At 72.7% G+C, this 18,354-nt stretch carries 12 protein-coding genes; 3 read left to right on the top strand and 9 right to left on the bottom strand.

The window, feature by feature from the left end; all coding sequences use genetic code 11:
• Positions 1-134 precede the first annotated feature (134 nt).
• The gene (locus tag ACWDLG_RS12040) at positions 135-902 is read left to right on the top strand and encodes an IclR family transcriptional regulator (RefSeq protein ID WP_449918835.1); all 768 of its coding nucleotides are present in this window, start codon (positions 135-137) and stop codon (positions 900-902) included.
• A 35-nt stretch (positions 903-937) separates the two neighbouring features.
• A complete protein-coding gene (gene glpK / locus ACWDLG_RS12035) occupies positions 938-2,446 on the top strand; it encodes a glycerol kinase GlpK (RefSeq protein WP_449918832.1) in 1,509 nt (502 codons plus the stop codon).
• A gap of 31 nt (positions 2,447-2,477) precedes the next feature.
• Here the strand turns inward: glpK and ACWDLG_RS12030 are convergent, their stop codons facing one another.
• The 5 genes from ACWDLG_RS12030 to ACWDLG_RS12010 all read right to left on the bottom strand — a co-directional run bounded on the left by ACWDLG_RS12030 (position 2,478) and on the right by ACWDLG_RS12010 (position 8,409).
• Positions 2,478-4,031, bottom strand: a complete 1,554-nt coding sequence (locus ACWDLG_RS12030; protein WP_449918830.1) for an amidohydrolase family protein — start codon at positions 4,029-4,031, stop codon at positions 2,478-2,480.
• A 407-nt stretch (positions 4,032-4,438) separates the two neighbouring features.
• On the bottom strand, positions 4,439-5,026 hold the full coding sequence (locus ACWDLG_RS12025) for a GTP-binding protein (protein WP_354908080.1): 588 nt from the start codon (positions 5,024-5,026) through the stop codon (positions 4,439-4,441).
• Positions 5,007-5,384: a DUF742 domain-containing protein gene (locus ACWDLG_RS12020; RefSeq protein WP_354908079.1), complete on the bottom strand. Its 378-nt coding sequence runs from the start codon at positions 5,382-5,384 to the stop codon at positions 5,007-5,009. Before ACWDLG_RS12020 ends, ACWDLG_RS12025 begins: the two co-directional genes overlap by 20 nt.
• Complete coding sequence (locus ACWDLG_RS12015; protein ID WP_449918828.1) at positions 5,381-5,797, bottom strand: roadblock/LC7 domain-containing protein; 417 nt, start codon at positions 5,795-5,797, stop codon at positions 5,381-5,383. Before ACWDLG_RS12015 ends, ACWDLG_RS12020 begins: the two co-directional genes overlap by 4 nt.
• Entirely contained in the window at positions 5,794-8,409 is a 2,616-nt protein-coding gene (locus ACWDLG_RS12010; protein WP_449918827.1) for a sensor histidine kinase, read from the bottom strand. The genes ACWDLG_RS12015 and ACWDLG_RS12010 overlap by 4 nt, the downstream gene beginning before the upstream one ends.
• A gap of 206 nt (positions 8,410-8,615) precedes the next feature.
• On the opposite strand from ACWDLG_RS12010, the gene ACWDLG_RS12005 reads away from it, so the two are divergent.
• Positions 8,616-9,671, top strand: a complete 1,056-nt coding sequence (locus ACWDLG_RS12005) for a terpene synthase family protein (RefSeq protein ID WP_449918825.1) — start codon at positions 8,616-8,618, stop codon at positions 9,669-9,671.
• Here ACWDLG_RS12005 and ACWDLG_RS12000 read toward each other — a convergent pair.
• The 4 genes from ACWDLG_RS12000 to ACWDLG_RS11985 form a co-directional block, all read right to left on the bottom strand.
• On the bottom strand, positions 9,668-11,293 hold the full coding sequence (locus tag ACWDLG_RS12000) for a prenyltransferase/squalene oxidase repeat-containing protein (protein WP_449918823.1): 1,626 nt from the start codon (positions 11,291-11,293) through the stop codon (positions 9,668-9,670). The genes ACWDLG_RS12005 and ACWDLG_RS12000 overlap by 4 nt on opposite strands.
• A 47-nt stretch (positions 11,294-11,340) precedes the next feature.
• Positions 11,341-12,705 carry a cytochrome P450 gene (locus ACWDLG_RS11995; protein WP_449918820.1) on the bottom strand — a complete coding sequence of 455 codons (1,365 nt, stop codon included), beginning with the start codon at positions 12,703-12,705 and terminating at the stop codon, positions 11,341-11,343.
• Positions 12,706-12,907: 202 nt separating this feature from the next.
• Positions 12,908-17,278: an HAD-IC family P-type ATPase gene (locus ACWDLG_RS11990; RefSeq protein ID WP_449918818.1), complete on the bottom strand. Its 4,371-nt coding sequence runs from the start codon at positions 17,276-17,278 to the stop codon at positions 12,908-12,910.
• Positions 17,279-17,357: 79 nt separating this feature from the next.
• Positions 17,358-18,326 carry a TIGR03557 family F420-dependent LLM class oxidoreductase gene (locus ACWDLG_RS11985; protein WP_449918815.1) on the bottom strand — a complete coding sequence of 323 codons (969 nt, stop codon included), beginning with the start codon at positions 18,324-18,326 and terminating at the stop codon, positions 17,358-17,360.
• Positions 18,327-18,354 lie beyond the last annotated feature (28 nt).

The following is an 18,354-nucleotide window of genomic DNA, read 5'->3' as shown; positions in this document are numbered from 1 at the left end:
ATGCCGCGCCGGGTTAGAGTCTGAGAACTATGACGCAGGCTACAAAAGTCCACGTCTGTGGGCGATTGCGTAGATTGCCCGCTCATGGGTGTCGACATTGTCGAACACCTGTCGGCCACACTACGATCGGGCATATGCCAGGTCCAGTTCAGTCCATCGAGCGGGCGGCGGCGATCCTGCGTCTCATCGCGCGCAGCTCAGGCCGGCTCGGCCTCGGTGAGATCTCCAACGCGCTGGGGCTGGCCAGAGGCACCACGCACGGGCTGCTGCGCACCCTGCAGCGAGTCGGCTTCGTCGAACAGGACGACGCGACGGGCAAGTACCAGCTCGGCGCCGCCCTGCTGCACCTGGGCACCAGCTACCTCGACGTCAACGAGCTCCGCTCCCGAGCGATCAACTGGGCCGACGCGCTGGCCGCCCGCAGCGGCGAGGCCGTCCGCATCGGCACCCTCCTCGACGGCCAGATCCTCATCGTCCACCACGTCTTCAGACCCGACGACACCCTGCAGACACTCGACGTGGGCGCACTGCTGCCCATGCACGCCACCGCGCTCGGCAAGGTCCTGCTCGCCTACGACGTCGGCGCCGCCGCCGCCCTCGGCGACGGCGTCCTGGAAGCCTTCACCCGCCGGACGGTCGTGCAGCCGAAGGCGCTGGCCCGCACCGTCGCTCAGGTCCGCGAGGTCGGCTGGGCCGTCGAGGTCGAGGAGATGACCATCGGAGAGGCCGGCATCGCCGCGCCCATCCGCGGCCACGGAGGACTCGTCGTCGGCGCCATCGGGATCTCCGGCGCCGTCGAACGCATCTGCGACACCAAAGGACAGCCGAACGCCGCCCTGGTGACGTTCGTACGCGACGCGGCGCGCGCGGTCTCCAGGGACCTCGGCGCGGCCCGCTGGTGACCCCCCTCCACCCCCATCTGCCGAGGTAGGATGCCATGGTCATGCGCTACGTGATGTCCATCGATCAGGGCACGACATCCACGCGCTGCATCGTTTTCGACCAACGAGGGCGCCTGGTGTCGGTGGCGCAACGCGAACATCGACAGCACTTCCCCCGACCGGGCTGGGTCGAGCACGACGCCGTCCAGATCTGGCGCAACCTGGAGCGCATCGCACCCGAAGCGCTCTCCCAGGCGGGCATCGGCCTGGACCAGGTGGTGGCGATCGGCATCGCCAACCAGCGCGAGACCACGCTGCTGTGGGACCGGCGCACCGGCGCACCCCTCGGACGCGCCATCGTATGGCAGGACACCCGCACCGACGCCCTCGTCGACCAGTTCGCCGCCCGCCCCGACGCCTCGATGGTGCAGAAGCGCTGCGGACTTCCGCTGGCCACCTACTTCTCCGCCCCCCGCATCCGCTGGCTGCTCGACAACACCCCGGGACTGCGCGAACGAGCCGAACGGGGCGACGTGCTGTTCGGCACGATGGAGACCTGGCTCATCTGGAACCTCACCGGCGGCCCCCAGGACGGCCTGCACGTCACCGACGTCACCAACGCCAGCCGTACCCTCCTCATGGACCTCGCCTCGCTGGCCTGGGACCCCGACCTGCTCGACTTCTTCGGCATCCCGAGCGCCATGCTGCCGCAGATCCGGCCGTCCACCGAGACCTACGGCCTGGCCAGCCGCGTGCTCCCGGGCGTACGCATCGCCGCCGCGCTCGGCGACCAGCAGGCGGCGCTGTTCGGCCAGACCTGCTTCGCGCCCGGCGACGCCAAGTGCACCTACGGCACCGGCAGCTTCCTGCTGCTCAACACCGGCCACGAACCCGTCCGCTCCAGCCACGGCCTGCTCACCACCGTCGGCTACCAGGTGGGCGACCAGCCCGCCGTCTACGCGCTCGAAGGCCCGATCGCCATCACCGGCGCCCTCGTCCAATGGTTCCGCGACGGGCTCGGCCTCATCAACAGCGCCCCCGAGATCGAGACCCTCGCCCGGACCGTGGACGACAACGGCGGATGCTACATCGTCCCCGCCTTCGCCGGGCTCTTCGCCCCCCACTGGCGCAGCGAGGCCCGCGGCGTCATCGTCGGCCTGACCTCCTACATCACCAAGGGTCACCTGGCCAGAGCCGTCCTGGAGGCCACCGCGTGGCAGACACGCGAAGTCGTCGACGCCATGAACGCCGACTCAGGGCTGGAACTGCGCACCCTCAAGGTCGACGGCGGCATGACCGCCGACAACCTCCTCATGCAGTACATCGCCGACGTGCTCGACGTGCCGGTCGTCCGCCCCATGGTGGCCGAGACCGTCTCGCTCGGCGCCGCGTACGCGGCCGGGCTGGCGGTCGGCTACTGGGCGGACCTGGAAGGGCTGCGCCGCAACTGGCACCGGGCCGCCCAGTGGCTGCCCAGCATGGAGCCCGAGCGCCGCGCCACCGAGTACGACAACTGGCACCGGGCGGTGGAGCGGACGTTCGGCTGGATGAAGTCGGGCCGCTGAACGTGTCGCCGCCCCGGGCCGCCGTCGCCGGTCAGCAGCATCCGGCCATCGCGCCCGCGGCGGCCGTCGTCCCCGCCGGCGGGTGCTCCTTCGCCGCGGCCTCCACCGCCGCCAGCATCCCCTCCCGTTCGGCGGCGGAGATGAGACGGCCCCTGCTGACCACCGCGTGGATCCGCCGCGTGTTCCCGATGTCCCGCAGCGGGTCGGCGTCCAGGACGACCAGGTCGGCCAGCTTCCCCGCGGTGACGGTGCCCGTGTCCCGCTCCCACCCCAGGTGGCGCGCGGCGTCCGCGGTCGCGCTCCGCAGCGCCTGCATCGGCGTCAGCCCCGCCTCGACCAGCAGGCCCAGCTCGTCGTGCAGCCCGAAGCCGGGAAAGACGTACGGCTGGTTGCTGTCGGTCCCGGCGAGGATCCCCACGCCCGCCCGGCGCATCTCGCCGACGACGCGCAACCTCGCCTGGAAGTACTCACGCTGCGACGCGATCTCCTCAGGCGTGGCCGGGGCGCCGAGGTCCCCCTCCCAGTACTCCTCGGTACCGCGCGGCAGGTACTTCAGCCGCCAGTCGCCGCGAAAGGTGCCCGCCGGCGAGGCGGACACACGCGACGCGGCCAGCGTCGGGGTCTGCCAGGTATCCCGCTCCGCCAGCCGGGCGAACAGCCGCCCCGCCCTGCGCGCGTCGTAAGTGGCGACGGCCTGCCGTTCCAGCTCCCGCACCCAGACGAACCAGGGGTACGGCCCGCCCTTGGCCCCTACCGGGGTCCCGCCGATCAGGCGGCGGAAGGCGGCCTCGTCGCGCGACGTCGCGAAGAACGTCCCGAACAGGTGCTCCACGCTGCGCTGGCCGAGCTCGGCGGCCTCCCAGAGCGACACGTGGTCCGACAGGTGACCGGCGAACGGCAGGCCCTGCCGCCCGGCCTCGTCCGCGATCGCGGCGTACAGGTGCCGGGGCAGCAAGGAGTAGACCTTGACCAGGTCGGCACCGTCCCGCCGGGTCTCCCGCACCGCCTCGTGGGCGTCGGCCTCCGAGGTGACCGTACGGATGGGGAAGGCCCCGAGGAACGACTCCGGCCCGTCGAGGATGTTGCCCGCCAGCACCATGCGCGGCCCGGCCAGGTCGCCGGCCTCCAGCCTGCGCCGCAGGTCGTGACGGTCAGGGGTACCCCACATCTCCCGGATGCCGGTCACCCCGTTGGCCAGGTACAACGGCAGGTGCAGATCCAGCTTGTCGAGCTCGGTGTGCGCGTGCATCTCCCACAGCCCCGGGATCACGTACTTGCCGCGCAGGTCGACCGACCTGGCCCCGGCGGGAACGGGAGCGCCCGTCCGCCGGCCGACCCACGCGATCCGGTCGCCCGTCAGCACGACCGTCGCCTCCCGTAGGGGCGGCCCGCCGAGCCCGTCGATCACCGTCGCGTCACGCAGCACGGTGATGCCGGCTCCCTGCCCGCCGGTCGCGGCGCCGGCGGGCGCGGGCCACGACGCCGTCGCCGCACCCGCCCCGGCGACCAGGACCCCCGCCTTCGACAGCCATCCCAGGAACTCGCGCCGCGTCGCGGCACCGTCGTGCGCCCGGTCGTCGTGCATTCGCTCTCCTCGCATCCGTGCGGAGCCACGGGCCGTCAGCGGGGAACCGCTCGCCTGCCGGGACGAGGCTCGGCGCGACGCAGGGGCCGCCGCTGCCGTCCCCTTCCATACCGGAGCAAATCACTCCGATATGTGGGCACACTATAGCGGAGCAAAACACTCCGCAAGTTGTGCCGGAAGGGACCCCGAGCCCTTTACAAAGTAGATTCATGACGGGGAGCGGCGACCCCGCAGCCGCGGGGCCCTGGCCCGGGCCCCGCGGTGCGAAGGTCGCGGGTCAGCCGCCGACCACCGGCATGCGCAGGTCAGCCGCCGACCACCGGCATGCGCAGGTCAGCCGCCGACCACCGGCATGCGCGGGTCAGCCGCCGACCGCCGCCACGCTCAGGCGGCTCGGAGGTCGCGGGTCAGCCGCCGACCGCCTCCACGCGCATCTCGGCCGCGTGCTTCACCAGCGCGACGAGCACGTCGCGGCTCGACTGCCGCTTCCTGGCGTCGCACATCACGATGGGGATCGACGGGCTGAGCTGGAGCGCGAGCCGTACCTCGTCCAGCTCGTAGGTGGGGGCGCCCTCGAAGGCGTTCACCGCGACCACGAAGGGCGTGCCCCGCCGTTCGAAGTAGTCGATCGACGGGAAGCAGTCGGCCAGGCGCCGGGTGTCGGCCAGCACGACGGCCCCCAGCGAGCCTTCGGCCAGCTCGTCCCAGACGAACCAGAACCGCTCCTGGCCGGGGGTGCCGAACAGGTAGAGGACGTAGTCCTTGCTGATCGTGATGCGGCCGAAGTCCATCGCGACGGTCGTCGTGCGCTTGTCGCTCACACCGGACAGGTCGTCCACGCCGACGCTGCGGTCGGTCAGGGCCTCCTCGGTCCGCAACGGCTTGATCTCGGAGACCGCGCCCACCATGGTGGTCTTGCCCGCGCCGAAGCCACCCGCGACCAGGATCTTGATCGCGGTCGGCATGCGCGGCCCGTCAGAGCGCCCGAAGGCCATCGAGCACCGCCCGGTAGAGGTTCATGTCGTTCATGTCCGCCTCGTAGTGTGGTTCCTGCGCGGAGACGAGATTCCGTTCGTACAGATCCCCGAGAAGCACGCGGATCGTGTTGATGGGCAGGTCGAGGTCCGCGGCGATCTCGGCGACGGACTTCGGCACGCGGCAGATCCGCAGGATCGACAGGTGCTCGGGGTCCAGGCCGGACTCCGGGCCCGGCACCGGCCCCAGAGCGAGCGCCATGGAGATCATGTCGAACGTGCCACTGGCAGGCTGGGTACGCCCGCGCGTGACCACGTAGGGCCGGACGACCTGCGGATCGACCCAGGTGCCGTCGGCGGGCTCGTCCGGCCGGCTCACCGTTCGCCCCCGCCCTGCGCCAGAGTGGTGCGCGCCTCCGAGGTGAGGTACTGGCCGACGCGGGCGACGAGCATGGCCATCTCGTAGGCGACCAGGCCGATGTCGGCCGCCTGGTCGCAGAGGACGGCCAGGCAGGCCCGCTCCCCCGCCACGCTGACGATGAGGAAGCCGGACTTCCACTCGATGACCGTCTGGCGGACCGCGCCGCCCTTCACGTGCTCGGCGACTCCCCTGGCCAGGCTCTGCACCCCGGAGGCCACGGCGGACAGGTGTTCGCCGTCGGTGCGTTCCAACCCCGCGGAGGAGGCCATCAGCAACCCGTCGGAGGACAGCACGATGGCGTGCTCGGTGTTGCCGACCCGGCTGATCAGATCGTCCAGCAGCCAGTTCAGATCTGGGCTGGTACTGGTCACTCGTCGTCTCCCGACCGATCGTCCTGCATGAGCTTGGCCGCCTCGGACCTGCCGAGCTTGCTGCCCATCTGCAGCGAGCCCATCATGGCCCTGATCTCCTCCGGCGAGCGCTCGTCACCGTCGTCCTGCCGGCTCGGCGGCGTGGCGGGGGCTTCGTCGCGCAGCGCGGGGGCCAGGTTGGCCTGGGGCACCCTGAGCGGCAGCCCGGACGGGGTACGGCCGGCCGGCGGGGACTTGGGCAGGTCGGCGGCGGGCGACGCGGCGGTGTGCGACGCGGCGGCGGGCGACGCGGTGCTGGACGGCGCGGCGCCGGGAGCGGGCGTCGTGTCGGGGCCGCCGAGCGGCGGCACCGTGCGGAGCTGCGGCGCCGAGCGCGGCTGCGACCCCGGGCGGGAGTCGAGCTCCGGGCGGGAGTCCGGCGCTGGGCGGGAGTCCCGGACCGGGCGGCGGTCCAGCTGCGGGCGGGAGTCCTGTCCTGGCCGCGAGTCCGGTCCTGGGCGCGAGTCCGGGTCCGGGTGCGGGTCCAGATCCGGGTGCGGGCGCTGCGCGCTACCGGAGCGCTGGGCCGTACCGGAGCGCTGTGCCAGGTCGGAGACCTGTGCGATCTCGGAGAGCTGGGCCAGGTCGGACAGGTGGGCCATGTCGGAGTGCTGCGCGGTGCGCGGCCGGGGCGCCGTGAAGGTGGCCGTGCGCCCGGCCGCGGGCGCCGCGGTCTGCCTGCGCGGCAGACCCGCGGGCAGGTCGGCCTCCGGGTCGTCGTCGGGTCGTCCCTGGTCCGTCTCGACGAGCTCGCGCGGCAGCAGCACCACGACCGTGGTCCCCCCGTACGCCGAGGAGCGCAGCGACACCTGGATCCCGTGGCGTTCGGCCAGGCGGCTGACCACGTACAGGCCGAGGCGCGCGGTGGTGCCGGTGATGCGGAACTCGGGCGGGTTGGCGATGCGGTCGTTGGCGGCGTCCAGGTCCTCGGGCTTCATGCCGAGGCCGCGGTCCTCGACCTCCACGACGTAGCCGTTGGCCACGAACTGCCCGCCGACCTGGACGTTGGTGTAGGGCGGGGAGAACGAGGCGGCGTTCTCGATGAGCTCGGCCAGCAGGTGGATGACGTCACCGACGGCCCGGCCCACGAGAACGACGTCGCCCATGGGGAGGATGTCCACCCGCGTGTAGTCCTCGACCTCGGCCAGCGCGCCGCGGACCACGTCGACCATGGGCACCGAGTTGCGCCAGGTACGCGCCGGCGAGGCGCCGGACAGCACGATCAGGTTCTCGGCGTTGCGGCGCATGCGGATGGCCAGGTGGTCCAGCCGGAAGAGCTCCTTCAGGTCCTCCGGGTCGGTCTCGCGCCGCTCCATCACGTCCAGCACGCTGAGCTGCCGGTGCACCAGCCCCTGCGTACGGCGGGCCAGGCTGAGCAGGATGTCGCGGATGCTCTGCCGCAGCGCGGCCTGCTCGGCGGCGATGCGGATGGCGGTCTCCTGCACGGTGTTGAACGCCTGGCCGACCTGGCCGATCTCGTCGGCGCCGAACTGGAGCGGGGGCGCCTCGACGGCGACGTCGACGTGCTCGCCGTGCCCGATGCGTTCGACCACCCGGGGCAGCCGCTCGTCGGACAGCTCGTGCGCCGCGTCGCGGAGTTTCTGCAGCTGCGCGAACAGCGACCGCGCCGTGGTGATGGACAGGACGATCGAGGCGATGACCGCGATGAGTCCCAGGCCGCCGGCCAGCACCAGCCGCACGACGACGCCGGCCGCGACGGGCGTCGCGCGGTCGACCACGCCGTCTCCGGCCGTGAGCACCATGGTGTTGAAGTCGGCCAGGGCCTGCTCGGTGGTCGCCTTCCACTGCTCGGCGCCGAACGGGATGCTCTGGGTGCTCTGGCCGTATTCGGCGAGCAGGTTCTCGAGCTCGCCCAGCCGGGTGAACACCGGGCCGCTGAGAAGTTTGTCGTAGGCGGCCCGGTCGGCGCTCGGCAGCTCGGCGGCCGCCTGCTCGGCGACGTCGCGCCAGGCGCCCACGGTCCTGATGAACTGCGCGTGCTCCTCGACGCTCAACCGGCCCGCGGCGAGCGCGCCGGCCAGCAGGGCGTCCTCGGTGGCCATGATCTCTCGCGCCCTGCTCAGCGCCATGAGGGTGCGGGCGTCCTTGGCGAGCGTCTTGTCGTCAAGCGTCGCCATCGAGCCGTACATCCGGTAGAAGGAGCCGACGAGGTCGGCGAAGGCCTGGCTGGACCTGATCCGGTTCATACGCCCCGTGTCGACGGCCCGCCGGATGTCCGCGAGACCGTCGAGCTTGCCGAACATCTCGGCGAGCCGCTTCTCACCCTCGTCGTCGGCGGCCCACTCGACGATGTCGGCGCGCGCCGAGGTCTCGAAGTCGGCCAGGGTACGGTCCACCCGCTGGCGCTGCTTGCGCAGCTCCTCCCTGGAGCGTGTGGAGGCTTCTCCCAGGTGGATCATCGAGGCCCTGCGTTCCCGCTGGAGCTCGACGAGCAGCGGTTCGCTGGGGCTGACCACGCTGCTGTCCAGTTGGGTGACCCACAGCAGGTTGACGCCTTCACGCAAGGTGACCCAGGCCGCGAACGCCCACAGCGCTGTCAGGGAGAGGAGCAAAGCCGTGATTTTTGTCCGCAGTCGGGAATTGCGGGGGGGCATAGTACCTACTCTGCGAAGTCATCTGATTGCATGCAGGCGCGAGCAACCCGAGAACTCTAGCAAGGAGCATGATCTTGCTCAACCAACAACTGGGTTTTCCGACCTGTCATCCTGCTTTGTCACCTTAGTCGTCTAATAAGATCACACAACGGTATTGTCGTCACATGAGTGGCTCGGACGCAGAGGCATACTTCGGCATCCGCAACGACCTCGCGGACCGCCTGCTCACCGGATCGCACCAGCTGGCAGGGGTGCCCGCCGAGGACCGGGAGGTGGTCCTGCGGGCGGCGCTCGACGCGGCCGACGAGGCCGCGGCGCTCCTGCGCCCCTATCCCGTGCTGTACGCCGACGGCCGGAGCTCGGCCAGCAGGCTCGCCTTCAGCTGCCTGTCGGCGGCGGCCACCTTCCCGCACGCCCGCCGTGACCAGATCGCCGATCTCGGCGCGCTGACCACCATCCTGTTCGGTGTCGACGACATCGCCGACAGCATCGCCGGGCAGTGGTCCGAGCCTGAGGTCGCGGCGTTCTTCACCGAGCTTCCCGCGATCCTCACCGGCCGCTCTCACGCGGACGGTTCCGAGAGCCCGCCCGCCCAGGTCCTGAGCGCCTGGGCGCAGTGGTGCCGCCGCCTCCACGACCGTCCGGGCGCCTCCGTCCACGTGCCGGCCCTGGCACGGCAGCTACAGCTGGCGGGCGAGGCCATGAACCGCGAGCGCGCCTGGGCCGCCCGAAGGCAGCCGTGGCCGTCGTACGACGCCTATCTCGCCAACGGGATGCTGACCATCCTCTATCACAGCTGGTGGTCGGCGGCCCTGATCGTCTGCGGCCCCGAGCCTGCCGAGGCGGCGCACTGGACGGCGATCGAGCCGGCCACGGATCTGGGCGCCTCCTGCCTGCGGCTGGCCAACGACATCAGGACGTTCCAGCGGGAGAAGGCGGAGGGCAAGCCGAACGCCGTCAGCATCCTGGAGCGCGCCGGCATGACCGCCACGGCGGCGATCCCCCGGATCGCGGCGCACATCGACACGCTCGAGGCGGACTTCACGGCCGAGCTCGCGAAGCTGCCGGCCGAACTGGCCGGCATCGCCGACGGCCAGAACAGGAGCGTGGCGTTCAACGGCCGCTGGTACATGGCCAGGGACACCCACGCCTACACCGTCGGGGACCTGGCGGCCGACACCGCCGAGGCCGGTGGCCGCCCGGACGGCCGAGCCGGCTAGTACTGCTGGGCGAGGTAGGAGGAGGCGAGCACCGCGGCGCGGACCACGGCGACCGGCGTGTAGAGGTCCTTGTCGTGCCACAGCGGCGGATGGTCGGCACCGGCCGAACGCACCAGATGGGCGTGGCCGCGGGCCGCCGCCTCGGCACGCCGCGGGTCGCTCCCGCGCGGGCCGGTCAGCAGCAGCGTCATCATGGCGTAGGCGGTCTCCTCCGCGGTGCCCTCCCACCGCCCCCACGACCCGTCGGCGCGCTGGCCGTCCAGCACCCAGTCGGCGGCGGCGCGCACGGCAGCCGCCGACTCCTCGCCGCCGAACTCGTCGAGGGCCAGTGCGCAGCTGGCCGTGGCGTAGTACGGCGACGCGTGCCAGCGGTCGTCCCAGCTCCCGTCGGGCCGCTGCCGGTCCCGGATCCACTCGGCCGTTCCGGTGATGGCCGCGCCGTAGCGGTCGGCGGCGGCGGGACGGCGCGCGACGTACTGGCCGAAGGCGTCCAGCACGTGCGCGTTGACGCTGACGGAGGAGCCCTGCTCCCCCGGCCAGGTGGAGAAGTGCGTGCCGGAGTGGAAGGCCCACAGGCTGTCCGGCTCGTACGGCGCGCCGAGCAGCGACAGCGCGTACAGCGCCACCGACGTCGTGTCGGCGTCGGCCGGGAGCCCCGGTCCGGCGGGCGTCCCTGCGGGCCCGATCGCCGCCCTGAGATCGGCGACCATCTCCGGCGGCACGTCGATCGGCACTCCGGCGCGGATCAGCCAGCTGAGCACCCAGCCCCGCTCGAACACCGTGATCGGCACCCCGACGGGCACGGGGCCGCCGTGCCGCCGGGCGAGCGCCTCGAGGTGGCCGCGCGCCGGGTCGTCCGCGTCGCGCCACCCGCGCTCTCCCAGCCAGGCCGCGGTGGCCGCGGGCGAGGCCCCGACGGTGCCGATCGCCGTCGGGGCGACCGCGGGCGCGCCGCTGGCCGCCGGGCCCGCGATCTCCAGGGCGTGCAGCAGTTTCTCCGGGACTTCCGTCCCCGCCGCGATCCACGACCTGATCAGCGCGAGCGTGTCGTAGCTCATGTCGTCGGGCAGCGGCAGCGGCGGCTGGCCGGGCAGCGCCTGCACGTGCTGGTTGATGAGCGCCACGAGCGAGGGCACGATGTGCTCGATCGCCGGCATGTCGGGAAGTTCCCGCCGTGCGCCCAGGCAGTCGGCCAGAGCACGCAGGCCGCGCCGGGCCGCCTCCTCGAGGCGGTGCCGGTCCGCCGCGCCGAGGCCGTGCCGGTCGCCGTCCTCGGACTCGAGGGGGTGCCGGTCGCCGTCCTCGGACTCGAGGGGGTGCCGGTCGGCGCCGGGGGCGCCGTGGTCGTCGCGCAGCAGCGCCGACAGGATCGCCTCGGTGGCGCTCAGCGTCGGCACGAGGCCGTAGCCGTCCGGCGCCCCCCAGCTGCCGTCCGGCCGCTGGGTGGCCACCAGGAAGGCGAGCCGCTCCTCGTGCCCGACCAGCCACGGAGCCAGGGTGACCAGCCGGCCGGTCTCGTAGACCGACGGGGAGACCTGGCCCCACGGCCTGCGCATGAGATCGGTCAGCAGCGCGTCCGCGGCCGGGATCGTCTCCGGTACTCCCTGAGCGGTGATGCTCACCCGCCCACCTCCGTCGGCCGTGCCGGTCTGTTTCGCTCGCTCACCCGTCAGTCCCGCGCCCTCGGCACCAGCTTCAGCATGAGCTTCTCCTTCGGCCGCACCGACGCGCCCGGCACGGGCGTGAGGCGCTGCGGGTTGGTCAGTTCCACCCGGTACCTGCGCAGCAGGTTGGCGATCACCAGCGGGGCTTCCACGTAGAACAGGTGCTGGCCGAGGCAGACGTGCGGGCCGGCGCCGAAGGGGATGAAGCTGTAGCGGTGCCGCCGCTCGGTGTTCTCCGTCGCCCAGCGCTCAGGGTCGAACTCCAGCGGCCGGTCCCAGAAGTCGGCCAGCCGGTGGGTCGTGTACGGGCTGACCAGCACCTGCGACCCGGCCTTGATCGGGACGCCGCCGATCTCGGTGTCCGCCACGGTCTGGCGGGGGATGATCCAGCCTGACGGGTAGACGCGCAGCAGTTCCTGCAGCACCATGCGGAGGTACCGGAGCTTCGCGACGTCGGCCGGGCGCACCGGCCCGTCGCCGACGACCTCGTCGATCTCCTGCTGTAACCGGGCGTACACCTCGGGATGGTCGTGCAGCACCGACCAGAGCCAGGTCAGCGACATCGCCGTGGTCTCCGAAGCCGCGCCGTAGATGCTGACCAGGTCGTCGCGGATCTGCCGCAGGTCCGCCTCGCCGTCCGCGGCGATCCTGGCGCCGATCAACGCCGAGACCACCTCCTTGCTGCCCGTGTTCTCCTCGCGCGCCTGCTCGATCAGCGGGAAGACGATCTCGTCGACCTTCCTGGCGGCCGCCAGGAAGGCCCGGTCCCCCGGCACCTTGATGGAGTACGGCACGAACGGGAACATCAGCCGGAAGGCGATCGACGTCGCGCACGTGGAGAACTCGGGCGACAGCCGCTCGGCGACGTCGCGGGAGATCCGCCCGCCGAAGAGGACCTTGATGACGGCCTGGTTGACGATCGTCGTCATCTGGTGACCGCCCTCGACCAGCCGGCCGGTGTTCGCGTGGTCGTCCAGTTCGAGGATGGACTCGGCGATGACGTCGGCCATGTCCTCGGCCAGCGAGGCGGTGTACCTCGCGGTGAACAGCGGCTGGAGGATCTTGCGGCTGGACTCCCAGGCCTCCCCGTCCCCCAGGATGCTGTGGCCGATCAGGCGCTGCAGCGGCCGCCAGAACATGCCCTCGCGCACGAAGTTGGACCAGTCGGTCTTCAGCACCTGCTGCACGTGGTCAGGGTGGGAGATCAGATAGGGCCTGAACGGGCCGAGGTCCAGGCGGACGATCCGCCCGCCCGCCTCCATGCCCGCCTTCGCCAGTTCGTCGACAGGGTCCCTCATCAGGCGGGGGATGGCCCGATAGAAAGGAAGCACTCGTGGCGTGGTCGCGACAGCGCCCGCGGCAACCGACATGGCGATGATCCCCACTCCAAACATGTCAGGGAGCAACACGCGTCGCAAAAGCTAACTCTTGCGACATAAGTGACTCTCCGCCGCAGTATCGTACGATCCGCCTTCTCTGATCAAGATGTGGCACGTGTGATGATTGATCCGTCCTGGTGAGCGGCACCACCCGCTCACCCTTCCGGACCGGGCGGGCAGATCCGCGCGGACTTCACGGCAGGCGGTTCATCAGGGGCAGCCGGTCGAGGGGGACGAACCGTTCGGCGACCACCGCGGCGGCCACGGCGGCGAGCGCCGTGCCCCAGGCGAGCGGGTCGAGCGGCACGCAGCCGAAGAACTGGCTGACCCCCGGCACCTGCACGATCGCGGCCAGCACGGCCGCCGACCCGAGCGAGCTGAGCAGGACCGGGCGGCCCGTGCCGCCCGCGATCACCGTCTGGGCGAGCTGGGTGCCGACGAGGGCGACCAGTCCCACGGTGCGGGCCCGGGCCTGCGGTCCCGTCAGCCTGGCCAGCGTCCAGCCGGTGGTGGCGCCCAGGGTGGTGAAGACGGCCCGTCGCACGATGTCGTGGGTGAGCGCCGAACCCAGAGAGGTCTCCGGCCCCTCGTCGAGCAGCGCCGCCGCGGCGTCCTTCGACGGCGCCCGTACGGCGATGGCCAGCGCGGGCGCGAGGTCGGTGAGCATGTTCACCAGCAGCAGCTGCCTGGCCGTCAGCGGCGAGCGGCCGGTGGTGAGCGACCCGATCAGCGTGAAGCCGATCTCGCCGAGGTTGCCGCCGACGAGAATGGCCAGCGCCTCGCGGACCGAGGCCCACATGGCCCGCCCCTCGACCAGCGTCGAGATGATGGTCTCCAGGCTCTCGTCCGCCACGACCAGGTCGGCGGCGGCCCGCGCGGCCGGGGTCGCGCCGGAGCCGACGGCGATGCCCACGTCGGCCAGCCGGATGCCGGCGGCGTCGTTGGAGCCGTCGCCGGCCATCGCGACGACCCTGCCGAGGCGCTGGAACGACTCGACCACCCTGACCTTGTGGGTGGGCGTGCAGCGGGCGACCACGTCCACGTCGGGGAGGGTCTTGTCCAGCGCGCCGTCGTCCATCTCGTCGATGTCGGTGCCGGTCAGGACGTGCGGGTGAGGGTCGTCGGTGACGTGGGCGGCGATGGCTCCGGCCGTACCCGGGTGGTCTCCGGTGAGCATGACGATCTGCACGCCGGCGTTGCGCAGCGCGGCGACCGCCGACCCGGCCGTGTCGCGGACGACGTCGGCGAGCCCGACGAGGCCGGTGAAGCGCAGGTCGTCGATGTCGTCGTCGGTGAGCTCGTCGGAGTCCATGGGACGTTCGGCCACGGCGAGGACCCGGTGCCCCGATGAGGTGAGGTGGTCGATGCGGCCCTCGATCTCGCGCCGCCGCCCCTCGTCGAGCCCGGCGCAGCGCGGCACGACGACCTCGGGTGCCCCCTTGACGCTGAGCAGCCGGTCGGACCCGCGCCGGCCGAGCGTGGCGTGGTAGGCGCGGGACGACTCGAACAGCAGCGCGGTGATCTCCTCCCAGCCGTCGGCGCCGGTCTGGCGCGAGACGCCGAGCTCGGCCGCGCCCTCGCCGATCGCGCTGTCGGTGACGTGGCTGTAGTCCCCGTCGGCGGAGTGCGGGGTGGCGCGCAGGGCCGCGGCGAGCACCTCGCGCAGGCTGTCGTCGAGCGCGCCGACGTCCTTGTCGTGCTCGGCGTCGCTCACCCTGGCCAGCCGGATGCGGCCTTCCGTGAGCGTCCCGGTCTTGTCGAAGCACAGCACCTCGACCCTGCCGAGCGCCTCGATGGTCCCCGGGTCGCGGGCGTGCACGCCGCCGGCGGCGAGCCGGCGCGTCGCGGCCAGCTGGGCCGCGCTGACGAGCAGCGGCAGTCCCTCGGGCACCGAGGCGACGGCCAGGTTGACGCCCTCGCCGAGGGTCTCGCGCAGGCGCCTGCCGCGCAGCAGGCCGGACAGGGTCACGCCCAATGCCGAGCCGATGGCGATGGGCGTGGTGGCCCTGGTGATCGCCGTCAGCCGCTCCTCCACGCCGCTCACCCGCTCGACGCCGGCGGTGGCGGCCATCGCCCGGCCGGACTCGGTGGCGTCGCCCACGGCCACCACGACGGCGGTGGCGCTGCCGGCGGCGACCGTGGTCCCCTCGTACAGCATGGAGCTCCGCTCGGCGACGTGGTGGGCGAGGACCGCACCGGTGCCCTTGGAGACCGGCAGCGACTCCCCCGTCAGCGACGACTCGTCGACCTCCAGCCCGTCGGCTTCCATGACGCGGCAGTCTGCGGGCACGACCTGCCCGGTGTCGAGCAGGACGACGTCCCCTGGCACCAGTTCGCCCGCCTCCACCTCGCTCTCCGTGCCGTCACGCCGGAGCCGGGCGCGCACCTTCGTCTCTTCGGCCAGCTCGGCCAGGGTGCTCGCGGTGGCCGTCCGCTGCACGCCGCCCACCAGGGCCGAGACGCCCATGACGGCGACCACGAGGAGGGCGTCGACGAGCGAGCCGAGGACGGCCGAGCCCGCCGCGCCGGCCGCCAGCATCGGGGTGAACGGATTGTCGAGCTCGGCCCCGACACCGCGCACCAGCGTCGCCAGCGGTGAGGCCGCCGGCGCGCGCGCTCGGCGGCGCGCCTGCGCCTCGGCCGCGCTGAGCCCACCGTCCCGCGTCTCCAGGACGGCCAGCACCCGTTCGACCGGCATGGCGTGCCACGGTGTCACGGACAGGGCGGGCGCGATCGGCCGCCGCATGCTCGCGTGGGCCTGCCAGGCGCCCTGCGCCAGCGAGAGCGCGGCCACGCCGTTCACGGCCGACAGCACGTGCCCTGTCACCCGGCTCATCCGGTCGGTCAGCCCGTAGATCGCGGCCACGCCGGTGCCCGCCTTGGCGAGCGTCACGCCGCGCTCGCTGACGGCCCGGGCGTCGCGCGCCGACTCGATGACGAGCGCCGCGGTGCCCAGGTCGGCGCCGACGAGCAGGTGGGCGCCCCACGGCGGCCGGCCGTCGCGGCCGGACACGCCGACGCCGCAGTCCGCGGCGGCCAGCGCGGCGCCGTCACGTGACACCAGCATGACGACGGCGCCCTGGCGTTGCAGCTCGCGCACCGACGCGGCGAGCTCCTCGCCGCTCTCCTCCACCAGCCGCAGGTCCGCCCCGCGCGCGGCGACGGCGAGCGCGTGCGCCTCCGGCACCCGCCCCCGCACGACCTCGATCACGGCCTGGAGCCGCTCGCCGTGCGTCAGCGCCAGCACGTGGACGGCGGCGCCCTTCCTGAAGCGGTCGTGGTGCGACCTGCCCGCCCAGCCCTTGCGTGGCAGCTCGTCGTAGGGGCCGAGCGCCCAGTCGCCCTCCCTGCGCACCCGGTCGGGCTCCGACGGCTCGAACAGGCCGTGGAGCCGCGCGGCCACCGCCTCGTGGTCGGCCTTCTCCGCGGCGGCCACCTCGCCGATCATCAGGTCCTCGGCGATCAGCACGTCCTCGTCCAGCACGAGCGTGTCGACCCGGTCCAGGCGGCTCAGCGCCTGGGAGCCGGCGATGATCACGCCGCGCTGGGACAGCAGCGTGCCCAGCTCGGCGACGAAGGCGTCACGTCCCGCCGACGACGCCTTGGGCAGTCCGGCCAGCGCGACCTCGAGGCCCCGCTGCATGTCGCCGGTCAGCACCCCTCCGGCCAGGCTGCCGATGGCGCTGCCGGACAGCACGTTCTCGGCGTGCCGCTCGATCGGCCCGTTGGGCAGCCGCCGCGGCCGGTCGGGGGCACGCGCGTGGGCGCGCGCGCGTTCCGGGGTGCCGGTCAGCTCTTCCTCCCGCTCGGCCCACACGTCGTTCTGCACGCGTGACTGGCGGATCTGCAGCGTCCGCTGCACGAGGTCGATGGCCAGGCCCGTGCCGCCGGGGGTGAGTGTCTGGATCGCCGTGTTCACCATCGGCATCCAGGACCGGCAGGCGGGGATCGAGTCGTCGAGCACCTTGCGCAGCTGCGGGACCGCGCTCAGGTAGCCGGCGACGCCGGCGACCCCTGACGGCAGGGGCGCCCGGTGCACGAGCCACTCCACGCCGGTCACCGCCAGCCCGAGCGCGTCCGCGGCGAGCACGAGGGCGACGGGCGGCCCTGCCGACGTGCCCTCGGTGATGGCCGGGTCCTTCTCCACGGCGGCCCGCTCGGCCTCGTCCAGGACGGCGACGAGGTCGTCGACGGAGGGCGGCGGCTCGTCCACGGCGACGATCACGCGGCCCAGCGCGAGATTGACGCGCGCCCATCGGACGCCGGGGTGGACCGACAGGGCCGACTCGACCGCGTCGGTCAGCTGCTCGGGGACCGGGCACGACAGCGCGAGGTGGATCCGGCCCGGATAGGTCCACGTCGACCGGCGCACGCCGGCCAGCTCCGCGAGGGTGGTGGCGGCCCAGCCGGGCGCCTGCGCCGCCTTGTCCGCGGCCCACCTGAGCGGTGCGGCCACGAGATCCTGGCCCGGCAGCCTGGGCAGGCCGGGCAGCCTGGGCAGGCCGGGCAGCCTGGGCAGGCCGGGCAGCCTGGGCAGGCCGGGCAGCGACAAACCGAAAGGCATGTCGGCCCCGTACCCCGGTGAAGCCGTTTACGCGTGCCGGCGCGACTTTTCGGCCGGCGAGAGGACGACGCTCCCGCTGCTAGAGGCCGCGCAGCGCGGGCAGGAGGTCCTTCTCGGCCCACTCGAAGAACGGCTGCTGCTGGTCGGCGCCGATCTGCACGAGGGCCACGTGCGTGAACCCCGCGTCGGCGAACGCCCGCACCGCCTGCACGACCGCGTCCACGTCGGCGCCGCAGGGCACGCTCCGCGCCACGTCCTCGGGACGGACCGAGGACGCCGCCGCCTCGAAGTTGACCGGCCCCGGCAGCTCCGCCATGACCTTCCAGCCGCCCGCCGCGGCCCAGCGCCACAGCCGGTGCGCCCGCTGTTCCGCCGCCTCGGCGTCGCTGTCGTAGGCCAGGGCCAGCTGGCCGTAGATCGGCTTGCCGGCGCCGCCCGCGGCCTGGAACTGCGCGACGACCTCGGGCATCGGATCGTTGACGACGAGGAGGTCGGCGTGCTCGGCGGCGATACGGGCGGACCTGCCGCCGGAGGCGGCCACGCCGATCGGCACCCGCTCGTCGGGCAGGTCGTAGAGCTTGGCGGAGTCGACGTCGTAGAACTCGCCGTTGTAGGTGACGTAGTCGCCGCTGAACAGCCGCCTGATGATCTCGACGGCCTCGGCGAACATCCGGTGCCGGGTGTCCGCCGGCGGCCAGCCCTCGCCGATCACGTGCTCGTTCAGGTTCTCGCCCGCGCCCAGCCCGAGGGTGAACCTGCCCTCGCTCAGCACCCCCATCGTGGCGGCCTTCTGCGCGACCACGGCCGGGTGGTAGCGCATGATCGGGCAGGTCACGTAGGTCATGAGGGGCAGCCGCCGGGTGGCGTGGGCGACGGCGCCGAGCACCGACCAGGCATACGGCGAATGCCCCATCTCCTCCAGCCACGGGAAGTAGTGGTCGGAGATGACGGCGAAGTCGAAGCCGGTGCGCTCCGCCGCCACCGCGTTGCCGACGAGCTGGCGGGCCGGGGTCTGCTCGGACATCAGGGTGTAGCCGATGTTCACCATGGCCTCGTCATGTCCCCGCGGGGTCAAG

This window comes from Nonomuraea sp. NPDC003727 (genome assembly GCF_053586935.1).
This window is presented reverse-complemented; position numbering and strand designations above follow the sequence as displayed.